At 60.8% G+C, this 16,641-nt stretch carries 20 protein-coding genes; all 20 read left to right on the top strand.

The genetic code is table 11. From position 1 onward, the window contains the following. A partial coding sequence (locus tag OO25_RS19590; RefSeq protein ID WP_040182262.1) for a hypothetical protein occupies positions 1-252 on the top strand: 252 nt, incomplete at its 5' end. After that, positions 249-839, top strand: a complete 591-nt coding sequence (locus OO25_RS19595; RefSeq protein WP_040182263.1) for a transcription termination/antitermination protein NusG — start codon at positions 249-251, stop codon at positions 837-839. The genes OO25_RS19590 and OO25_RS19595, both read left to right, overlap by 4 nt. 524 nt (positions 840-1,363) lie before the next feature. Then, positions 1,364-1,582, top strand: a complete 219-nt coding sequence (locus OO25_RS23485; protein ID WP_175304848.1) for a twin-arginine translocation signal domain-containing protein — start codon at positions 1,364-1,366, stop codon at positions 1,580-1,582. Positions 1,583-1,632: 50 nt separating this feature from the next. Then, positions 1,633-2,253, top strand: coding sequence for a terminase small subunit (locus tag OO25_RS19600; protein WP_052465730.1), 621 nt, complete (start codon positions 1,633-1,635; stop codon positions 2,251-2,253). Next, positions 2,231-3,481 carry a terminase large subunit domain-containing protein gene (locus OO25_RS19605; RefSeq protein WP_040182265.1) on the top strand — a complete coding sequence of 417 codons (1,251 nt, stop codon included), beginning with the start codon at positions 2,231-2,233 and terminating at the stop codon, positions 3,479-3,481. Before OO25_RS19600 ends, OO25_RS19605 begins: the two co-directional genes overlap by 23 nt. Further along, positions 3,478-4,857 (top strand): DUF4055 domain-containing protein, encoded by a 1,380-nt coding sequence (locus OO25_RS19610; RefSeq protein WP_052465731.1) that lies wholly within the window; start codon positions 3,478-3,480, stop codon positions 4,855-4,857. The genes OO25_RS19605 and OO25_RS19610 overlap by 4 nt, the downstream gene beginning before the upstream one ends. Further along, the gene (locus OO25_RS19615; protein ID WP_040182268.1) at positions 4,844-5,893 is read left to right on the top strand and encodes a minor capsid protein; all 1,050 of its coding nucleotides are present in this window, start codon (positions 4,844-4,846) and stop codon (positions 5,891-5,893) included. Before OO25_RS19610 ends, OO25_RS19615 begins: the two co-directional genes overlap by 14 nt. A 229-nt stretch (positions 5,894-6,122) precedes the next feature. Beyond that, positions 6,123-6,836: a hypothetical protein gene (locus OO25_RS19625; RefSeq protein WP_040182270.1), complete on the top strand. Its 714-nt coding sequence runs from the start codon at positions 6,123-6,125 to the stop codon at positions 6,834-6,836. A 32-nt stretch (positions 6,837-6,868) separates the two neighbouring features. Beyond that, the gene (locus OO25_RS19630) at positions 6,869-7,879 is read left to right on the top strand and encodes a hypothetical protein (RefSeq protein ID WP_040182272.1); all 1,011 of its coding nucleotides are present in this window, start codon (positions 6,869-6,871) and stop codon (positions 7,877-7,879) included. 58 nt (positions 7,880-7,937) lie between these two features. After that, complete coding sequence (locus tag OO25_RS19635; RefSeq protein WP_040182274.1) at positions 7,938-8,177, top strand: hypothetical protein; 240 nt, start codon at positions 7,938-7,940, stop codon at positions 8,175-8,177. A 1-nt stretch (position 8,178) separates the two neighbouring features. Further along, positions 8,179-8,646, top strand: a complete 468-nt coding sequence (locus OO25_RS19640) for a DnaT-like ssDNA-binding protein (RefSeq protein ID WP_052465732.1) — start codon at positions 8,179-8,181, stop codon at positions 8,644-8,646. Continuing rightward, positions 8,643-9,017: a hypothetical protein gene (locus OO25_RS19645; protein ID WP_040182276.1), complete on the top strand. Its 375-nt coding sequence runs from the start codon at positions 8,643-8,645 to the stop codon at positions 9,015-9,017. Before OO25_RS19640 ends, OO25_RS19645 begins: the two co-directional genes overlap by 4 nt. Further along, positions 9,017-9,418, top strand: coding sequence for a hypothetical protein (locus OO25_RS19650; RefSeq protein ID WP_040182278.1), 402 nt, complete (start codon positions 9,017-9,019; stop codon positions 9,416-9,418). Before OO25_RS19645 ends, OO25_RS19650 begins: the two co-directional genes overlap by 1 nt. Before the next feature lie 11 nt (positions 9,419-9,429). Next, complete coding sequence (locus OO25_RS19655; RefSeq protein ID WP_040182281.1) at positions 9,430-9,828, top strand: DUF4128 domain-containing protein; 399 nt, start codon at positions 9,430-9,432, stop codon at positions 9,826-9,828. Continuing rightward, complete coding sequence (locus OO25_RS19660) at positions 9,825-10,016, top strand: hypothetical protein (RefSeq protein ID WP_040182282.1); 192 nt, start codon at positions 9,825-9,827, stop codon at positions 10,014-10,016. Before OO25_RS19655 ends, OO25_RS19660 begins: the two co-directional genes overlap by 4 nt. 90 nt (positions 10,017-10,106) lie before the next feature. Continuing rightward, positions 10,107-10,583 carry a hypothetical protein gene (locus OO25_RS19665; protein ID WP_040182285.1) on the top strand — a complete coding sequence of 159 codons (477 nt, stop codon included), beginning with the start codon at positions 10,107-10,109 and terminating at the stop codon, positions 10,581-10,583. Between the two features lie 91 nt (positions 10,584-10,674). Next, positions 10,675-11,151 (top strand): hypothetical protein, encoded by a 477-nt coding sequence (locus OO25_RS19670; RefSeq protein ID WP_040182287.1) that lies wholly within the window; start codon positions 10,675-10,677, stop codon positions 11,149-11,151. 26 nt (positions 11,152-11,177) lie between these two features. Then, the gene (locus tag OO25_RS19675) at positions 11,178-11,525 is read left to right on the top strand and encodes a hypothetical protein (RefSeq protein WP_139044806.1); all 348 of its coding nucleotides are present in this window, start codon (positions 11,178-11,180) and stop codon (positions 11,523-11,525) included. 453 nt (positions 11,526-11,978) lie between these two features. Further along, positions 11,979-16,460, top strand: a complete 4,482-nt coding sequence (locus OO25_RS23405; RefSeq protein ID WP_082035373.1) for a phage tail tape measure protein — start codon at positions 11,979-11,981, stop codon at positions 16,458-16,460. Continuing rightward, positions 16,457-16,641: hypothetical protein (locus OO25_RS19690; protein ID WP_040182294.1), on the top strand; the 185-nt coding region annotated here is incomplete at its 3' end. The genes OO25_RS23405 and OO25_RS19690, both read left to right, overlap by 4 nt.

Genomic DNA, 16,641 nt, shown 5'->3' on the forward strand with positions numbered 1-16,641 from the left:
AAGGTTCGCCGGATCGCATCTCAGTTCGCCAAGGACCGCCGTTTCCCGGTGAAACAATTTCTGGGCCGCGACCCTCTCAGCGGCAGCACCATCACCCCGATTGCGCTTCTGCGCCGCGAGTGCTGGGCGGATCTGTTCGACAACCACTGCATCCCGCAAGCCGTCATAGGCGAGGTGTTCGGGGGCCGGAATGGCGGCTGCATCAGCCGGGGGATTGTGCTGCATCGAGAGCAGGCGAGGGGAAAGCGATGACGCTGGACCTGAAAGAAGGCGACCCGTGGCCGTTCCGGTCATCACGCGGCATCGTAGGAAAGCCCTGCGAACCCGTATGGCATGCCCTGATCACCGCCCCGCAGAAAGAGGCCCATACCAAGGAGGTGCTAGAGCGTGTCTTTGATGGCGCGGGGGTGCAAGTCGTTTACCCGGAGGTGTCCAAGTTCCGCAAGGTGAATGGCCAAGACCGGGAATTCGTGTCGCCGATGATAGCCCGCATCATCTATGCCAAGTTCAGTTATGAACCCCATTGGGATGTGATGCGCCAGCGCCGCATCGTGTCTGGCGTATTCTCGATAGCTGATAAGCCGGTACGATTGACGCAAGATGACGTTGACCAAGCAATGGGCCTGCCGACTGAACAGGAGCGGCAAGAGCAAGAGCGCGTCCGCGCATTTATGCCGTGCCCGGGGGAGCCGGCCAAACTGATCGGTGGCCCGTTCAAGGGCTTCTTTGTGGACGTGAAGAAGGTTGAGGCCGGTCGGGTTTGGTATGAGATGGCATTCGGCGACCGGCGTGTATCTGGTGAAGATACGCAAGGGCTTGTGCAAAGGGTTGCCGGGTGACACTTCGGGTGGTATATTTTCCGTATCCGGCCCAGCCGGTGACCGCCAGACCCGGTGAGACGGTAGGTGCGAGCGCAACCCAAAGCCCCAGCGGCCTTGGGTGCTACTGCAATTCAGATCATATTGGGGTAGCGCCCCTTTCGCAGGTCCAGCGCAGAGCTGACAGGCGGGGAAAGACCCGCACAGCCGCTTTCTGGCGGTGCCCCCAAGTCTCATCCGGACGGCAGGTAGCTACTGCTGCGGGGGTATCTCCTGAGCGCGGCCACGCTGCGGTGGTAGCCCCACTCGATGCCCCTCCATCTGCAGCGGAAATGAGGGCTAGAGGTCAATGCGCAGAGACTCCTGGGGAACCGCGCTCAAACCACACCCCCACACCATTCCTCCCCAGTACCACCCGCCACTGGTCAAAGCCCTGCATGCGCGAGAGCGTCAACAGCAAGGTGTAGAGGGGTTATGCCATGACCCGCTGAATGCAGGGCAGCGGGAACAGTTGCAAAAGGCTGTCATTCCATAGGGGGTAGATTGTGAACAGGCGTGGATTTCTGAAGACAACGGCCGCCAGTGCTTTGGTTTCGTTGCTGCCGTTGCCTCCAGTTTCACGCGCATCGGCAACTTCGAGTGTTTGTATTTCGACAGCACCCGCGAAAGTCCTTAGCGCGGCAGATTTCGAGGGGCTGGGCTGGATAGAGATTGGCGAAATACGGTCCGTGCCAGGCTTTGAGCCGCAGGCGCAGGCAACCTAACCTGTCGGGCGGGATGCCCGGCAATCTCCACAACTAGACGGGAAGTCGATATGCCGCGATCTGCGAAAGAGCAGGGCGCGCGCAAGCTTGATGCGCGGGAGAAGCGCTTTCGTGACGAATACTTGGTTGACCTTGACCCGAAGCGTGCCGCGCTGGCCGCCGGGTACAGTGCGACCACAGCAGCCTCTAAGGCTTATCAGTGGGTAAGCAATAGTAAGCTGAAGCCGCATCTTTTCGCGGCGATCCGCGAGGCACAAGCGAAGCGCGAGCACCGAACCGAAATCACGCAAGACCGGGTGCTTCAGGAGTTGGCCCGCATCGGCTTTGCGGACATCCGCAAGGCGGTTGCATGGGGCAGCACCCCTGCCGACCTTTTGGAGGGTGATGAGGGCGGCGATGAAGGAGCGCCTGCCAGCGTTTACCCTGTGGATCTGGTCCGAAGCTCTGAAGTGGACGATGACACAGCGGCAGCGATCGCCGAGGTTTCACTTACCAAGGGCGGCGTGAAGCTGAAGATGCACGATAAGCTTTCGGCGCTGGAGAAGATCGCCCGCCACCTGGGCATGCTGAACGGTTCCGGGGCCGGCGATGATGACGCGCCGAGCCTGACGATCAACATCAACGCTAAAGAACCAGTTGGTGACGTGCGTGTCACACGATCTGACGGTTAGCGCGCCGCAGGGTGTTTTCCTAAGCGGCCTCAACACCAAGTTTCGCGCCTACGTTGGCGGGTTCGGGTCTGGTAAGACCTATGTGGGCTGCCTCGACCTCGGCTTGTTTGCAGGGCAGCACCCCAAGACGGTTCAGGGATATTTCGCCCCGACGTATCGGGACATTCGAGACACCTTCTGGCCAACCGTAGACGAGGCCGCGCATTCGCTGGGGTTCACGACCAAGGTCAGGAGCGCCGACAAGGAGGTCGAGTTCTACCGGGGCCGCAGCTACTACGGCACCACCATTTGCCGATCGATGGATGATCCGGGCGGCATTGTGGGCTTCAAGATCGCTCGCGCCCTGGTCGATGAGATCGACATTCTCAGCAAGGACAAGGCGCAGGCCGCTTGGCGCAAGATCATCGCCCGGATGCGCTTGGTCATTCCTGGCGTGGTCAACGGGATCGGCGTCACGACCACCCCCGAGGGATTCCGGTTCGTTTATGACAGCTTCAAACGGGAGCCAAAGAGCAACTATTCGATGGTGCAGGCCAGCACCTATGAGAACGAGGCTTTCCTGCCGCCTGACTATATTTCAGCGCTGCTGGAGGATTACCCAGAGGAGCTGATCAAAGCCTACCTCATGGGCGAGTTCGTTAATCTGACGAGCGGGACGGTCTATCGCAGCTATGACCGGCAGCGGCACGGATCGACGGAGAGCATTCAACCGCGGGAGCCGCTGCACATTGGGCAGGACTTCAACGTCGGCAACATGGCCTCGGTAGTGTTCGTCAAGCGTGGTGATGACTGGCACGCAGTCGATGAGCTGCAAGGGCTGCAGGACACGCCGCATCTGATCGAGGTGCTGAGCGACCGTTACGAGGGCCATCACATCACGGTGTACCCCGATGCCAGCGGCGGCAGCCGGAAAACGGTAAACGCCAGCACGTCGGATATCGGGCTTCTGCGCAATGCGGGTCACGCGATCCGGGCACCCAGCACCAACCCGCCGGTAAAAGACCGGATCCTAGCGGTGAACACGGCATTCGAAAAGGGCCGCCTGTTCGTGAACTCGTTCCGCTGCAAGGCCTACGCCGAGGCGCTGGAGCAGCAGGCCTATGACAAGAACGGCGAACCGGACAAAACCGCCGGTCTCGACCACCACCCAGACGCGGGCGGTTACTTCGTCCACCAAAAAATGCCGGTTGTGAAACCGACCTTCACGAGACAGGAATTGCGCCTTTGACCCAATCCGTCGCACAACGCACCCCCGCCGCCGAGGCGCTGGTAAAGGGCGCTGCCCTTGGCCGCATCCTGATGGGCGGCACCAAGGCCATGCGCACTGCGGGGCAAAAGTACCTGCCCAAGTTCCCGGCGGAGAGCCAGGAGGCATACGAGGCACGGCTGGCGTCTTCGTTCCTGTTCAACGGGTTCAAAAAGACAGTGCGCGACATGACCGGTCGGGTGTTTACCAAGTCGGTTGAGATCGAGGGCGATGCGCTCAGCGAGGAGGAGCAGAACATCGACATGCAGGGCCGAGACCTGTCGGCTTTCGCGCGTGACGTGTTCGAGGCGGGCCTGAGCGGTTGCGGGCTGTCGTTCATCATGGTTGATGCGCCGCCGCGCCCTGGCACCGTGACCAAGGCGCAGGCCAAGGCGTCGAGCCTGCGGCCGTATCTGGTGCATGTGAAGCCAGAGGAAGTGCTTGGCTGGAAGACCTCGACCGAGGGTAGCCGCACCTTTCTGAGCCAATTGCGCACGATGGAGAAGGTCGAGCAGGACGATCCGGAGGACGAATTCGCGACCGTGACCGTCGATCAGGTGCGGGTGCTGACGCTGGCGGACGGCAAGGTGAACGTTCGCATCTATCGCGAGGCCGACAAGGGCGCAAACTGGGAGCTGTACGACGAGTTCGACACTCAGGCCGCCGAGATCACCGTCGTGCCGTTCTACGCCAACCGCACAGGTTTCTTCGCCGCAGAGCCGCCGCTGGAGGATCTGGCTGACAAGAACGTTGAGCATTGGCAGAGCGCCAGCGATCAGCGCAACATCTTGCACGCGGCGCGGGTGCCAATCCTGCACGCGGCCGGTCGCCAGGATGATGAACCGCTTGTGGTGAGCGCGGGCATGGCGACCACATCGCGTGATCCGAACGCCAAGCTGGAGTGGGTCGAGCATACAGGGGCCGCAATCGAAGCAGGGCGCAATGACCTCAAAGACCTCGAATTTCAGATGCAGGTTCTCGGCTTGCAGCTTCTGGTGGCCGGTACGGAAACGGCGACGGGGGCCTCTCTTGACGCGGCAAAGGAGACAGCGCCGCTCGCAATGATGGCCGACAACCTCAAGGACGCGCTGGAGCAGGCTTTGCGCTGGTTCACCATGTACCAGGGCGCCGAGACCGAGGTGACGGTGCAGGTCAACAAGGACTTTGGCGTCTCGACCCTGACCGCGCAGGAGCTGACGGTGATGCTGACCGCGGTCAATACGGGCAACATGCCGCGCCGGGTGTTCGTGGAGGAAATGAAACGCCGCGGCTTCATCGCCGAGGACACCGATACGGAGGCATATCTGGGCGATCTGGACGACGAAACGCCGCCGGGGCTGACTGATGGGGGTGAATGACGACCTCGCGGACGAACTGATCCGTCATCAGGTCTATCTCCAGCGGGTCGGCAACGCTACGGCCCGCAAGGTGCTGGCGCTGCTGAAGCGGTCGGATGCCCGTCTGATTGAACGCCTGCTGCGCGACGACTTGACGGAGCTTTCGCGCACGCGGCAGGAAACGCTGCTGCGGGAGCTGCGCCGGATCATCGACGGGGCATTCGAGAGCGCCACAGGGGCGCTGCAAATCGATCTGGATGAGCTGGCCGTCTACGAAGGAGAATATCAACTCGACATGTTCCGCCGGGTTTTGCCGGTGAAGCTGGAAACCGTGGCCCCCGGTGCGGATCAGATACTGGCCGCCGTGAACAGCCGACCATTTCAAGGCAAGCTCCTGAAAGAGGTCTATTCCGAGCTGAGCGCCAGTTCGTTCCGCAAGGTGCGCGACACCATTCGGGCCGGGTTTGTCGAGGGGCGCACCACCGACCAGATCGTGCGAGACCTGCGCGGCACCAAGGCGCAAGGGTTCAAAGACGGGATCCTGGACGGTAACCGCCGGGCGACGGAAACGGTTGTGCGGACGGCCGTCAACCATACCGCCAACACGGCGCGGGACTACACATATGAGCGCAACGCCGATCTGGTGAAGGGAGTTCGCTGGAATTCGACGCTGGACGGGCGCACATCGGCGGTCTGCCGAGCGCGGGACGGCAAGGTCTATGAGCCCGGAAAGGGGCCGCGGCCGCCGGCTCATTTCAATTGCCGCTCCAGCACTTCCCCGGTTCTTGCCTCCTGGCGCGATCTGGGCTTTGACATTGACGAACTGTCGCCGTCCACCCGCGCCAGCATGAACGGGCAGGTTCCGGCAGATCAGGACTATGACACATGGCTGAGGAAGCAGCCGAGGGCCTTTCAGGACGAAGTTCTGGGTGGAGCCAAGGGCAAGCTGTTCCGGGCGGGCCTAAAAATGGAGCGGTTTGTTGACAGGAAGGGGCAAGAGTTTACTCTTGACGAATTGAAACGTCGGGAGCGCGACCTTTGGGAAAAGGCCACCTGAAACTGGTGACAGACAAGCCGCAGAAGCCCGGCCGGGCCTATGCTGGCGCCCCCATTGAATGCCCCACCTGCCAAAGCCGGGATCTGATTGAGACATTTTCGCCGCGCCTCAAGGGCGGGCGGATTGTTAAGGGCAAGGCCACGGGCTTTGCCTGCGTGTATTGCCAGAAACGAGTCTGGCCTTAACGGCGGGCGGGATGCCCGCGCCAACCTAGCGGGAAGCTAATCACATGAAAATCACCATCACCGACCTCTCGGGGCTTCCCGAGGGGCTGAAATCCGTTGTCGAAACCGAGGGCGACAAGGCCACGCTGGACCTGTCCAAACTGATGCCCGCCGAAGATCTGACCGGCCTGAAATCGGCGCTGCAGAAAGAGCGCGGCAACGCCTCCGCCTATGCCAAGTTTGGCACTCCTGAGGAGCTGGACGCAAAGCTGGCGGATCTGGAAAAGAAGGCCCAAGGCACCGGCAAGGCTGCCGAGGATGCTCAGGCAAAGATTGACCAGATCAAGGCCGAATACGAGGACAAGCTGACCGGCGCCAACAGCCGGATCGAAACCATGATGAAGGCCAACGCCTCAGCATCCCTGAAGGCGGAGCTGGCGAAGGCGGGCTTCATCCCCGAAGCAATTGACGACATTGCGGCCACAGCACTTGGCCGCCTGGAGTTCGGCGACGACGGTACCCCGAAGGTGCTGACAGCTGACGGCAAGCCCATGATCGGCAACGGCGCGGACCACGGCGCCACCCTGGGCGATCTGGCGAAAGAACTGGCCGACGCGAAGCCCTATGCGGTGCGCGACGGCGGAAAAGGCGGCGGCGGGAAGCAGCCCAACAGCGGCGGGACGCCACAGAAGAAATGGGCCGAAATGACCTCTGGCGAGAAAGTCCGGCTCCATCGTGAGAACCCCGAGGAATACGAGCGCGTCAAGGCCGCAGGCTAAGCGCATCCCTCCCCATTTGAAGGAAGAAAACAATGGCTGATACTCAGCTTTCCGACATCATCGACGTTACCGTTTATCAGGATCTTGATCCTGTCGATTCCCCTGAGAAAACCGCCTTTTACGAGAGTGGCATCGTGGTGCGCGATGAAATGCTGGACGGCATTGCTGCTGGCGAGGGGAAAATTGCAGAGCTGCCTTTCTGGAATGATCTCGACGCCGATGAGGAGCCGAACTACTCCAATGACGATCCGGACGATGAGGCAACTCCTTCGAAAGTTGACCAGGGCGAGCAGATCGCGCGCAAAGCCTTTGTGAACAAGGGCTATTCGGCAATGGATCTGACGCGCGAACTGGCAATGGGCGACGATGCCCTGCAGCACGTTCGCAACCGCTTTGGCACCTACTGGATGCGTCAACACCAGCGCCGCGTGATTTCTGCGGCGCGCGGTGTCTACGCGGACAACGCGGCGAATGACAGCGGCGACATGACCCATGATATTGCATCGGAGTCCATCGCAGGCCAGTCCGCATCCACCCGTTGGTCGCAATCGGCATTCATCGAGGGCGCGTTTACCATGGGCGATATGGTCGATGGCGTCACGGCAATCGGCGTCCATTCCGTGATCGCCAAGCAGATCACCGAGCAAAACGGTGCAGAGGACGTGCGCGACAGCGAGGGCAACCTGCTGTACCGGACCTATCTCGGCCGCCGCATTATCGTGGATGACGGGCTGCCGGCCGTTGCTGGCACCACTGATGGCGTAAAGTACCTGTCCGTGCTGTTTGGCCCTGGCGCGTTTGGATGGGGTGAGGCATCGCCGACTGTTCCTGTCGAGGTCGAGCGCTCGGCTCGCAAGGGCGGCGGTGGCGGCCAGGAAGAGCTGTGGGAGCGCAAGACTTGGCTCCTGCACCCGGCAGGCTTCCAGCAAACCGGCACCCCCGCGGGCGTTAGCTTTACGCTGGCTGAGCTGCAAGGGGCCGCCGCATGGGATCGGGTTGTCGAACGCAAGAACGTGCCCATGGCCTTTATGTGGACCAACTGATTTTCGGTGTGGGGCTGGGCGACCGGCCCTCATCCCAAGATCAGCAGGAGACAAAATCATGACTGAAGAAACAGCCAAGAACAACGACGGCTTTGTGCCGGGGCAGGATCTGAGCTTTGCCGACCTGATGGCGATGCGGGCGGCCAAGGCTTCAGGAGCGCCATCCCGTGAAGACATTGCTGAAATGGGCCGCGAAGACGTGATCGATCTTCTCAAAGCGCACGGTGTTGATGCGCCAAAAGGTAAGGTCGATGACCTCCGTGCGCGCCTGATCTCCATCATGTTTGCGGATCTCTGATATGGCGCTGGCCGTCGAAACCGGGATCGGCCTTGCCGCTGCAGACAGCTATGTCTCGCTTGCGGACTGCAGGGCCTACGGCACCGCTCGCGGCTGGACCTTGGGCGCGGATGACGTTGCCGACGAGGTTAACCTGCGTCGCGCCTTCGACGGTATCAACCGGCTGTGGGATTACCTGGGCGAGGCCAAAACCGACGATCAGGCCGGGGCATTCCCTCGCACGCTCTGGACCGGCATCCCGCAGCGGGTGAAGGACGCGCAGTGCGAGCTGGCCTATCTGATGCAGGGCGGGCTTGACCCGTTCGCCACCATCGACAGCAGCAGCACAGGCGATACGATCAAGGTCGGCCCGATCACCATCGCGGGCGACAGCCTGCCGACCGGGCGGCCGCGCATCGTGGCGGTTGAGGGGCTGCTTCGTCCGTATCTCGGCGCCGGGCCGGGGCAGGTGAGGGTGATGCGGGGATGACCACCATTCGCAGCAAAGTGACCGCGGCATTCGACAAGCTGGCGGCCAAACAGCCCGATGCGATCCAAACGGGCGCTATCCGGCGCACAGAGCGGACAGGAGGCGGGCCAAGCGATCCTGACGGGGGAGCGGTCACCACAACCGATTACCCGGCCCGTATGGCCGTTTTTGAGATCGGCGCGGACCGGATCGACGGCAGCAACATCCTTGCGGGTGATCTGCAGGTCATTGTTGAGCCAATCAGCATCGAGGCCACGGCGGAGGATCGCGTGATCTGCGACCGTGGCGAGCTGACCATTGCCAAGCTGGGCCGGGTGGCCTCGGGCGGCGAAACGGCGCTCTATGACATGATCTGCCGCGGTGCGCGCTGATGGGTTTCGCTGACGACATTGCAGGCTTTGCGGCCAAGACTGAGCGCAAGATGGATCTGGCCGTGCGCAAGATCAGCCTGAAACTGTTCAGCCGGGTCATCCTGAAGACGCCGGTCGATACCGGTCGGGCGCGGGCCAACTGGCAGGTTTCCATCGGGGCAACGGCAGACGGAACGCTGGAGCTGGAAGACAAGAGCGGCACGGCCACCATCAGCGCCGCCACGGCAACAGCCTCAGCCCTGCGCGCTGGTGACGTGATCTTTCTGGTGAACAACCTGCCATATATCCAGCGCCTGGAGGACGGCTATTCCGGGCAAGCCCCCGCGGGGATGGTCGGCCTATCAATTCAGGAATTTCAGCAGATCGCGGATCAGATCGGCATTGAGTTGGTCCAGATCTAGGAGCGCACCGCATGGCAAACCCCGAGAGCGACATTCACGCGGCCCTCATGGCCCAGGCGGAGACGATCACCGGCTATTCCATGCTGTGGCCGCAAAAGGGCGGCGATCAGCCTGCAGGAGAACATATTCGCATCTCCCATGTGCCGAATGATAACGCCCCGGCTGACCTGTCCAGCGACGTCATGGAGCGCCAGGGCTTTCTTTACCTGACGCTGGTTTCGGACCTCGGCCAATACGAGGCCGTCACCAAGCGCAAGGCGGGCGAGATCGCGGCCTATTTCAAGCGCGGCAAACCTCTGAAAATGAACGGCACCACCGTGAAGATCACCGGCCACAACGTGCGACCGGGGCGGCAAGAGGGCGGCCGCTGGGAAACGCCCATTCGCATCAGCTATTGGAGCATGGCATGACCACCAAGAAAGCCCCCACCAGAAAGCCTGCAGCGAAGAATGCTCCGGCCAAGCCGCTGCGCGTGGAGTTGGTGAACATGGATAAGCGGAACGGCCCGATCGGACAGATCGCACGCCCGCTTGAGAAAGACGTCGCTGCCTGGCTCGGGAAGGGCTGGCAGCGCACATCGGCGGGGAACGCCGAGTAACCCACCGCCCGAGGGTCTAACCGGGCATTCCCCAAAACATGAACTGAACAGCCCCCGCGTGCGGGGTCTCTCTGCATGGAGACATGAACAATGACGCAGAACCATATCGGCAAGACCATCTGGGTTGCCACCGCGTACCCGGCGACCAACGACGTTGCAGGCTTCGAGGCGCTGACCTGGGTTGAAGCCAAAGGCAACATCACCCTGCCGCAGCTCGGCATCACCCATTCGATGATCGACATCCCGGATCTGAAAACCGGCTTCACCTCGGCTGTGAAGGGGGCGGCGCAGGGCGTGGATACCACCATGACCTTCCGTGAAGTCTCCGGCGACACCGGTCAGACCAACCTGAAGGCCCAGGCCGTTGACAATGACGGCGTCCTGTCTGTGCGCATCGTGAACGGCACCGGCACCGACAACGCGCCGCAGGCCGGTGATGCGGTGGAGTATGCCCAGGGCATCGCCCACAGCTTCCAGCCGAACCAGGGCGACAACAACTCCTATGAGGGCTTCCAGGCCGGCTTCCGCCAGAACGACTTCACCGTTACCGGCACCATCCCGGTGTAATTCGCCACCCCACGGGGGCGGATACGGGCCGGGGGAGAGGTGGTTTCGCTTCTCCGGCCCATCAGAAACCTGAAGCCAGCAGGACAAACACATGACTCTTTCATTCGCACACATCGACCCGCGCCGCGATGCTGAAAAAGGCGCGACCTATCACGTTGACTATGACGGCGAACGCCTGTTCCACGACAAAGAGCCCATCGAAATCGATTTTCTTGGGCTGCAGAGTGAGACCGGCAAGCGCGCGGCCGCAAAGATGGTCAAGGATCTGGACAGGAAGGCAGGTCGCAAGCGCGACGCCTCCAAGATGAGCGTCGATGAAATGCTGGACGCCGCAGCCGAAAGCCAGGAGGCGCGCGCCCGCTTCTATGCGGAGCTGACCACCGGCTGGCGCAACGTCGTCTATCTGGATGATGCGGATATCGACAATCCGGATGTTGAGCCCACGTTGCTCGAGTACAGCAAGGAAAACGCCTTCAAGCTCTTTTCGACACGTCCCTGGATCATGGAAGGTATCGACCGTTTTTTGGGCGACAAGGCGAACTTCACGCGGAGCGCCGACGCGGCCTAATCCTCGCTGCCCAGCAGTTGGGGTTCTTGCACAGCGCTGTCGAGCTTAAGAAAGCTGACGGTTCGGTCGATCGCACCGAGCCGCCACGGATCAAGGCCTATCTTGATGCGGGCGCGGAGCTGCCCTTCCCCGACCTGAGCGACTACCAGAGCATGTTATGGCGGGCCTTCTTGGAGGTCGGCCCAACATTGCCAGGTGCAATGGGCGAGGTGCCAGTCTCATGGGTCGAGGTTGACGCCTACGCCCGGCACAGCCCGGAGATAACCGAGCCGTGGGAGGTTCAGGCGCTGGTTCAGATGAGCCAGGATTACCTGAGCGAGAAGGTGAAGGGCGCTGACGTGTTCACTGTGCCGCCGATGGAGCGGGGCTCCTAGTAGGGGATCTGAAAACCATCTCTGGGGTGCGTGCGCCGTATGGCACGCCCGTCCCTGATCAGCGTTTCCCAGCGCTGAAATCCAGTATCCCCTCCAAAGTTGTTTCTGGAATTTACGTCTGTGACGATGGCGTAGCCATATTGCTTCGGCAGTCCGAAAGCCGGAATGGAGTGAACTGCGATCTTCCTGCAGGTTCCGTGTCGGTACTGGGCTGACCCAGGGTCTTTGAGGACAGAAGAAATGTTTCGCTTGGCGACCTTTTCACACTCTGACTGTGGGATCGGTCGGCCATAGTCCGCATTTTGCGTTTCCACGGCGCTTGGCACCTGAGCGCAGCCTGAAACTAGTGCGACCGCAAGCGCAGCCAGGAAAAACGGTTTCATTGAATTCTCCAATAATTCGCGGCCGCCAGCCTATTCCGCTCGCGAATCTATTGCAATCATGAGGTGAAAAATGACTGACTTTGCTCGTCTTGGCATTGCTGTCGACTCGCGTCCCGTCGCCCGCGCCAGAGAGGATCTGACCGGCTTTGTCCGCGCGGGCCGGAACGCCTCAGGCGCAGCGGACGACCTAGGACGCAGCACGTGCCGCGCTCGTGATCAATTTGGCCGCTTCGTTAAGGGAGGAAAGCAAGCCACACATGCAGCGCGCGATTTCGATGCAGGAGCAGCGAGCGCAAGGAAGGCAGTTTCGGCTCTTGGAAAGGCTATCGGTGCTGTAGCAGTTGGCCTGGCAGGCTTCGCGTCAGCACAAGAGGCGGTGGCGCAAGCGAGGGGCTTCAGTGCCGCGATGTCCGAGGTCTCGACGCTGATTGAGGGCACGAGGCTGGAGATGTCCTTCTTGCAAGACGAAGCCATGCGCATGGCTGGCACGTTTGGTGGGAGCGCTACAGACCAGGTGAAGGCTTTCTATCAGGCAATCTCTGCTGGTGCAGATAGCGTTGAGGCTGCAGCCAAGATCCTTGATCAGTCCAACCGGCTGGCTATCGGCGGTGTGACCGATGTGACAACCGGTGTCGATGCACTCACAACCGCCGTCAACGCTTTTCGCGATACCGGTCTGACCGCAGCTGAGGCGTCTGACGCTATGTTCATCGGCATGAAAGCGGGTAAGACCACAATTGCCGAGCTGTCAGCCCAGATGGGACAAATCGTACCTATCGCGAGCGCAGCAGGTGTTTCGTTCGATGAGATGATTGCCGGGGTCTCGGCCTTGACGACCCAAGGTCAATCAACAGCGACTGCCACAACCGGCTTGCGTGCGGCCATCACGGGAATATTGCAGCCATCAAAGCAGGCTGCCGATGCTGCCAAGGCGCTTGGCCTGGAGTTCTCAGCGAGTGCGCTTCAAGCCAAGGGACTTGAGCAGTTCCTTACGGACGTTGTTCGGCAGACTGGCGGCAGCACAGACGCATTGACCCAGCTCTTCGGCTCAGTTGAGGCCTTGAATGCAGTGCTGGCCTTCTCTGGCGCGGCGGGGCAGACCTTCAACGATATCATGGGGGAAATGGGCGACAAGGCAGGGGCGACTGACGAGGCCTTTTCCAGAGTAGCATCAGGTGTTGACCAGAGACTAAACGCTGCTTTTGGGAGATTTACCGTTCTCGCGACTCAGTTCGGCGAGGTTTTGTTGCAAGTCGGCGTGCCGGCCGTTGAGGCCCTGGCATCGGTCGCGGGAGTGTTGAGCGACAACTTCAACACGGTGATCGGAATTGTCTCTGCCACTGGTGTCGCGATCGCTAGCACCTACGCCCCTGCTGCGTACGGAGCTGTGACCGCCACGGCTGCTTGGGTTGCGTCTCTCGTGACCTTGCGCGGCGCGCTCATGGCGACCGGAATTGGTGCACTGGTTGTCGGCGCGGGTGTGTTGATCGGCAAGTTCCTTGACTTGGTGAAATCAACTGGCGGCTGGGGCAGCGCGCTTGAGCTGCTGGGGGATGTCGCGTCGGGGGTCTGGGAGGGCATAAAGGCCGGTGCGGGCTCCATTCCTTCCGCTCTAGCGTCAGTGTGGGAGTTGGTAAAGTCCGACTTTCTGAACCTTATGGCGACCCTCTCTGGCCAGTGGCGTGACTTCCTTCAGATGATGGGCCTGAGCGGCGCTTCAGCTGACGAGGCAGTAACCGACTTTCTTGAGGCGTCTGGTGACGCAGCAGAGCGTTCTATCAAGCTTGCCCGTGAAGCCTCAGAGGCTTTTACCTCCGGTTTTGATACTGCCCGGGAGGCCGCCGCAAAGCTTCGCGCGCAGGTCGATAGCACTGCGGACGCGACAGATGACGGCAGCAAGTCGGCTGATGCACTGAGCGATGCACTAAAAAGCCTAGACAAGGGAGCGAGGAAGGCTGCCAAGGGGTTGGATAAGGCAAAATCCGAAGGCGAGGCGTTCGCTGATGCACTGGAGGATGCGGCACTCACAGCTGAGGACATGGGCAAAGCGAAAGCCGACATCTTGGTCAGTGGTATCGGAGGTGTTTCGGACGCTTGGGGTGATTTTGTTTCGCGCGGGTTCAGCGACTTCAAGGGGTTCGCAAAATCCGTTGTCGACAGCTTCAAGCGCATGCTTGCTCAGATGGTGGCGCTTGCTGCACGAAATCGGATTATGATCTCTCTTGGCCTTGGCGGCGCGGGTGTAGGCGGCGCTGCACAAGCGGCCGCTGGCGCGGCAGGCAGCGGCGGCGGTTTGCTGAACCTGTTGGGCGGTGGCGCGAACCTGTTGACTGGTGGCGGTCTTCTGGCCGGGATCGCAGGTGGCGCAGGTGCTGCACTGGGGATCGGTGGATACGCCAGCGCGGGATTGTTCAACATCGGTGCGAATGCTGCAGTTGCCTCTGCGGCGACCGGTGCGGGTGCGTTCGCTTCTACAATCGGCGCGGCGCTTCCAGCATTGGGGATCATCGCGGGAGGCATTGCGATCCTCGCGAAGGGTCTGTCCCGCGAGCATCACGGGCGTGCTGTGCGCGGCACTCTGGGGCCGGATGGTTTTGACGGGTTCGAGTTCGACTTCTACCAGGGGGGATTTCTGCGCGGCGACAAGCATGAATATCACGACACCCGTGACGAAATCCAAACCATGCTCGACAACGCTACTGCAGGCATTGTCAACAACATCGAAACCATGGCGGGCGCGCTCAATCTGGGCGCTGATGCGATCAAGGATTTCGAGTGGGAAGGGGAACAGTTCACCGTTTGGCTGTCTGGCCGGAATGCTGGTGATCAGGAAGCGACAGCGAAGGAGTTCGAGAAGCACCTGAACACCCTCGCCAACGGTATGACGGATCTCGTCCTGAAAACCGAGGAATACACGCGCGAAGGGGAGAGTTCGTATGAGACACTGACCCGTCTTGGTGGCTCCCTCATGGCTGCTAATGATGGATTTGAGCTGCTGAGCCAGACCCTGTTCGAGGGCAGTTTGGAGGCCGCCAACAGCGCCTCTCTTCTGATGGATGCTTTCGGAGGCATTGAGCAGTTTGCATCTGGTGTCGGATCATTCTTCGAGCTGATGTTTACTGATGTCGAGAAGCAGGCGAAGCGCCAGCAATATGCTCAAGAGGCATTGGACGCAGCTGCGGAAAACCTCAATCTGACAATCCCGAACACCCATGCTGAGTTCCGGGCGCTGGTTGAAAGCCTTGACCGCACCACTGAGGAAGGCCGTGAAGCATACGTTGCTCTGATCGGGTTGGCCGATGAGTTCACAGTGGTTCACGGGACAGCGCAGGAAGCGGCCGATGCCCTGGACGGCGTTGCCGGAGCCCTTGCCGATGCTGAAGCGGAGGCTCGCAAGCTAAAAGAGCAGGATCTGAGGGATGCATTCGCCGCACTTAATGGGGCAATCAGTGCAGCAGTGTCCGACTTGCAGGGACAGCTTGGAATTGTTGAAGATCGCCTGCGCCTGCGGTTCAAGAGACTTCAGGTGTCCGTCGATGCGGAGCGTCAGACAATATCGGCCGCGCACGAGAAGTTGCTGGACACGCTTTCGGGTCGGTTGGCGACTCTGGAGGATGCGGCAGAGGCATCTCGCGCTTTGTTCGAAACGCTTGAGGCTGCAAGCCAAGATCGTCGCCGGGTGGAGCGTGAGGGTGCTGATTGGGAACGACGCCGGGCGCTGATGTATGTCCAGAATGGAGGATCGGATCCGGGCAAGCTTTCGAACGCGCTCGAAGTTCTTGGCGAGGACAATTCCGGTCAATTTTCAAACTATGCAGACTATCTGACTGACTACTACCGAACATCCAACATCATTGCTGGCCGTGCTGGTGATGCGCAGCTTGAGATGACGGCAGATGAGGCCGCTGTGGATGCGCTGGAGCGCCAAATTGAGCTAGCAGAGAGGCTGCATCAGGAAGAAATGCAGCGCCTCGATCAGATTATCGAGGATGGGCGCAAAACTCTGGATATGGCGTTGGGGCAGTATGTTGCTGCCATCAAGGTTGAAAATGCAGTTGCGCAATTGACCCATACTGCGGATCGACATGCTCTCGTTTCCGAGCGGGTTGAGGTCCGGATGGCGGAACTTGAAACGATCCGTCTGAGTATGGAGCAGCTGGTTGAGGGTGCGCTTGGGGCGGAGAACGGGCTGCCCAGTATCAATCAGGGTGTCCAGAGCGTCATTGGCGCCGTGAACGCCCTGGGCGGTTCTATCGGTCAAATGACAGCTGGGATTGCTGCTGCGACCCGCGTGCAGGCGGAAGCAAACCGTATCGCCCAGACCAAAGCCCTAGAGAGAAAGCATATCGTCACGGAACCTCGCTCAGCCAGCGTTGGCAGTGCGCGAGACGATGGCACCGTGTCCGAATTGCGAGAATTGCGCAAAGAGGTGGTGCGCCTGCGGGAAGGAAATGAAGGCTATCTCGGCCCGATTTCCAAGGCAACCGGAGCGACAGAGCGAACCCTGAAGCGAGCAGAACGGGATCGTCAGACCACAAAGGGGGCAGCATGATCATCATCCAGCCAATTGACGTCTCGGACGCAAACCTAACCACGGATGTCCCGCTGTCCGAGATCGAATGGACGGCGGGCACCACGCCAGAGGGGGAAGAACGCCGCATCGGCAATGACCTTTACCGCGCGGTGATCGAGACCGCTGATGATCCCGACACGGGCGTTAATGCGGATCCGCC

The sequence above is a fragment of the Phaeobacter sp. S60 genome, from assembly GCF_000826845.1.
GTDB classification, from domain to species: Bacteria; Pseudomonadota; Alphaproteobacteria; order Rhodobacterales; family Rhodobacteraceae; genus Phaeobacter; species Phaeobacter piscinae.

Coding starts and splice junctions, on each gene's coding strand:
- OO25_RS19595 (WP_040182263.1), top strand. CDS start 249: ATGACGCTGGACCTGAAAGAAGGCGACCCGTGGCCGTTCCGGTCATCA.
- OO25_RS19600 (WP_052465730.1), top strand. CDS start 1,633: ATGCCGCGATCTGCGAAAGAGCAGGGCGCGCGCAAGCTTGATGCGCGG.
- OO25_RS19615 (WP_040182268.1), top strand. CDS start 4,844: ATGGGGGTGAATGACGACCTCGCGGACGAACTGATCCGTCATCAGGTC.
- OO25_RS19625 (WP_040182270.1), top strand. CDS start 6,123: ATGAAAATCACCATCACCGACCTCTCGGGGCTTCCCGAGGGGCTGAAA.
- OO25_RS19630 (WP_040182272.1), top strand. CDS start 6,869: ATGGCTGATACTCAGCTTTCCGACATCATCGACGTTACCGTTTATCAG.
- OO25_RS19635 (WP_040182274.1), top strand. CDS start 7,938: ATGACTGAAGAAACAGCCAAGAACAACGACGGCTTTGTGCCGGGGCAG.
- OO25_RS19640 (WP_052465732.1), top strand. CDS start 8,179: ATGGCGCTGGCCGTCGAAACCGGGATCGGCCTTGCCGCTGCAGACAGC.
- OO25_RS19645 (WP_040182276.1), top strand. CDS start 8,643: ATGACCACCATTCGCAGCAAAGTGACCGCGGCATTCGACAAGCTGGCG.
- OO25_RS19650 (WP_040182278.1), top strand. CDS start 9,017: ATGGGTTTCGCTGACGACATTGCAGGCTTTGCGGCCAAGACTGAGCGC.
- OO25_RS19655 (WP_040182281.1), top strand. CDS start 9,430: ATGGCAAACCCCGAGAGCGACATTCACGCGGCCCTCATGGCCCAGGCG.
- OO25_RS19660 (WP_040182282.1), top strand. CDS start 9,825: ATGACCACCAAGAAAGCCCCCACCAGAAAGCCTGCAGCGAAGAATGCT.
- OO25_RS19665 (WP_040182285.1), top strand. CDS start 10,107: ATGACGCAGAACCATATCGGCAAGACCATCTGGGTTGCCACCGCGTAC.
- OO25_RS19670 (WP_040182287.1), top strand. CDS start 10,675: ATGACTCTTTCATTCGCACACATCGACCCGCGCCGCGATGCTGAAAAA.
- OO25_RS23405 (WP_082035373.1), top strand. CDS start 11,979: ATGACTGACTTTGCTCGTCTTGGCATTGCTGTCGACTCGCGTCCCGTC.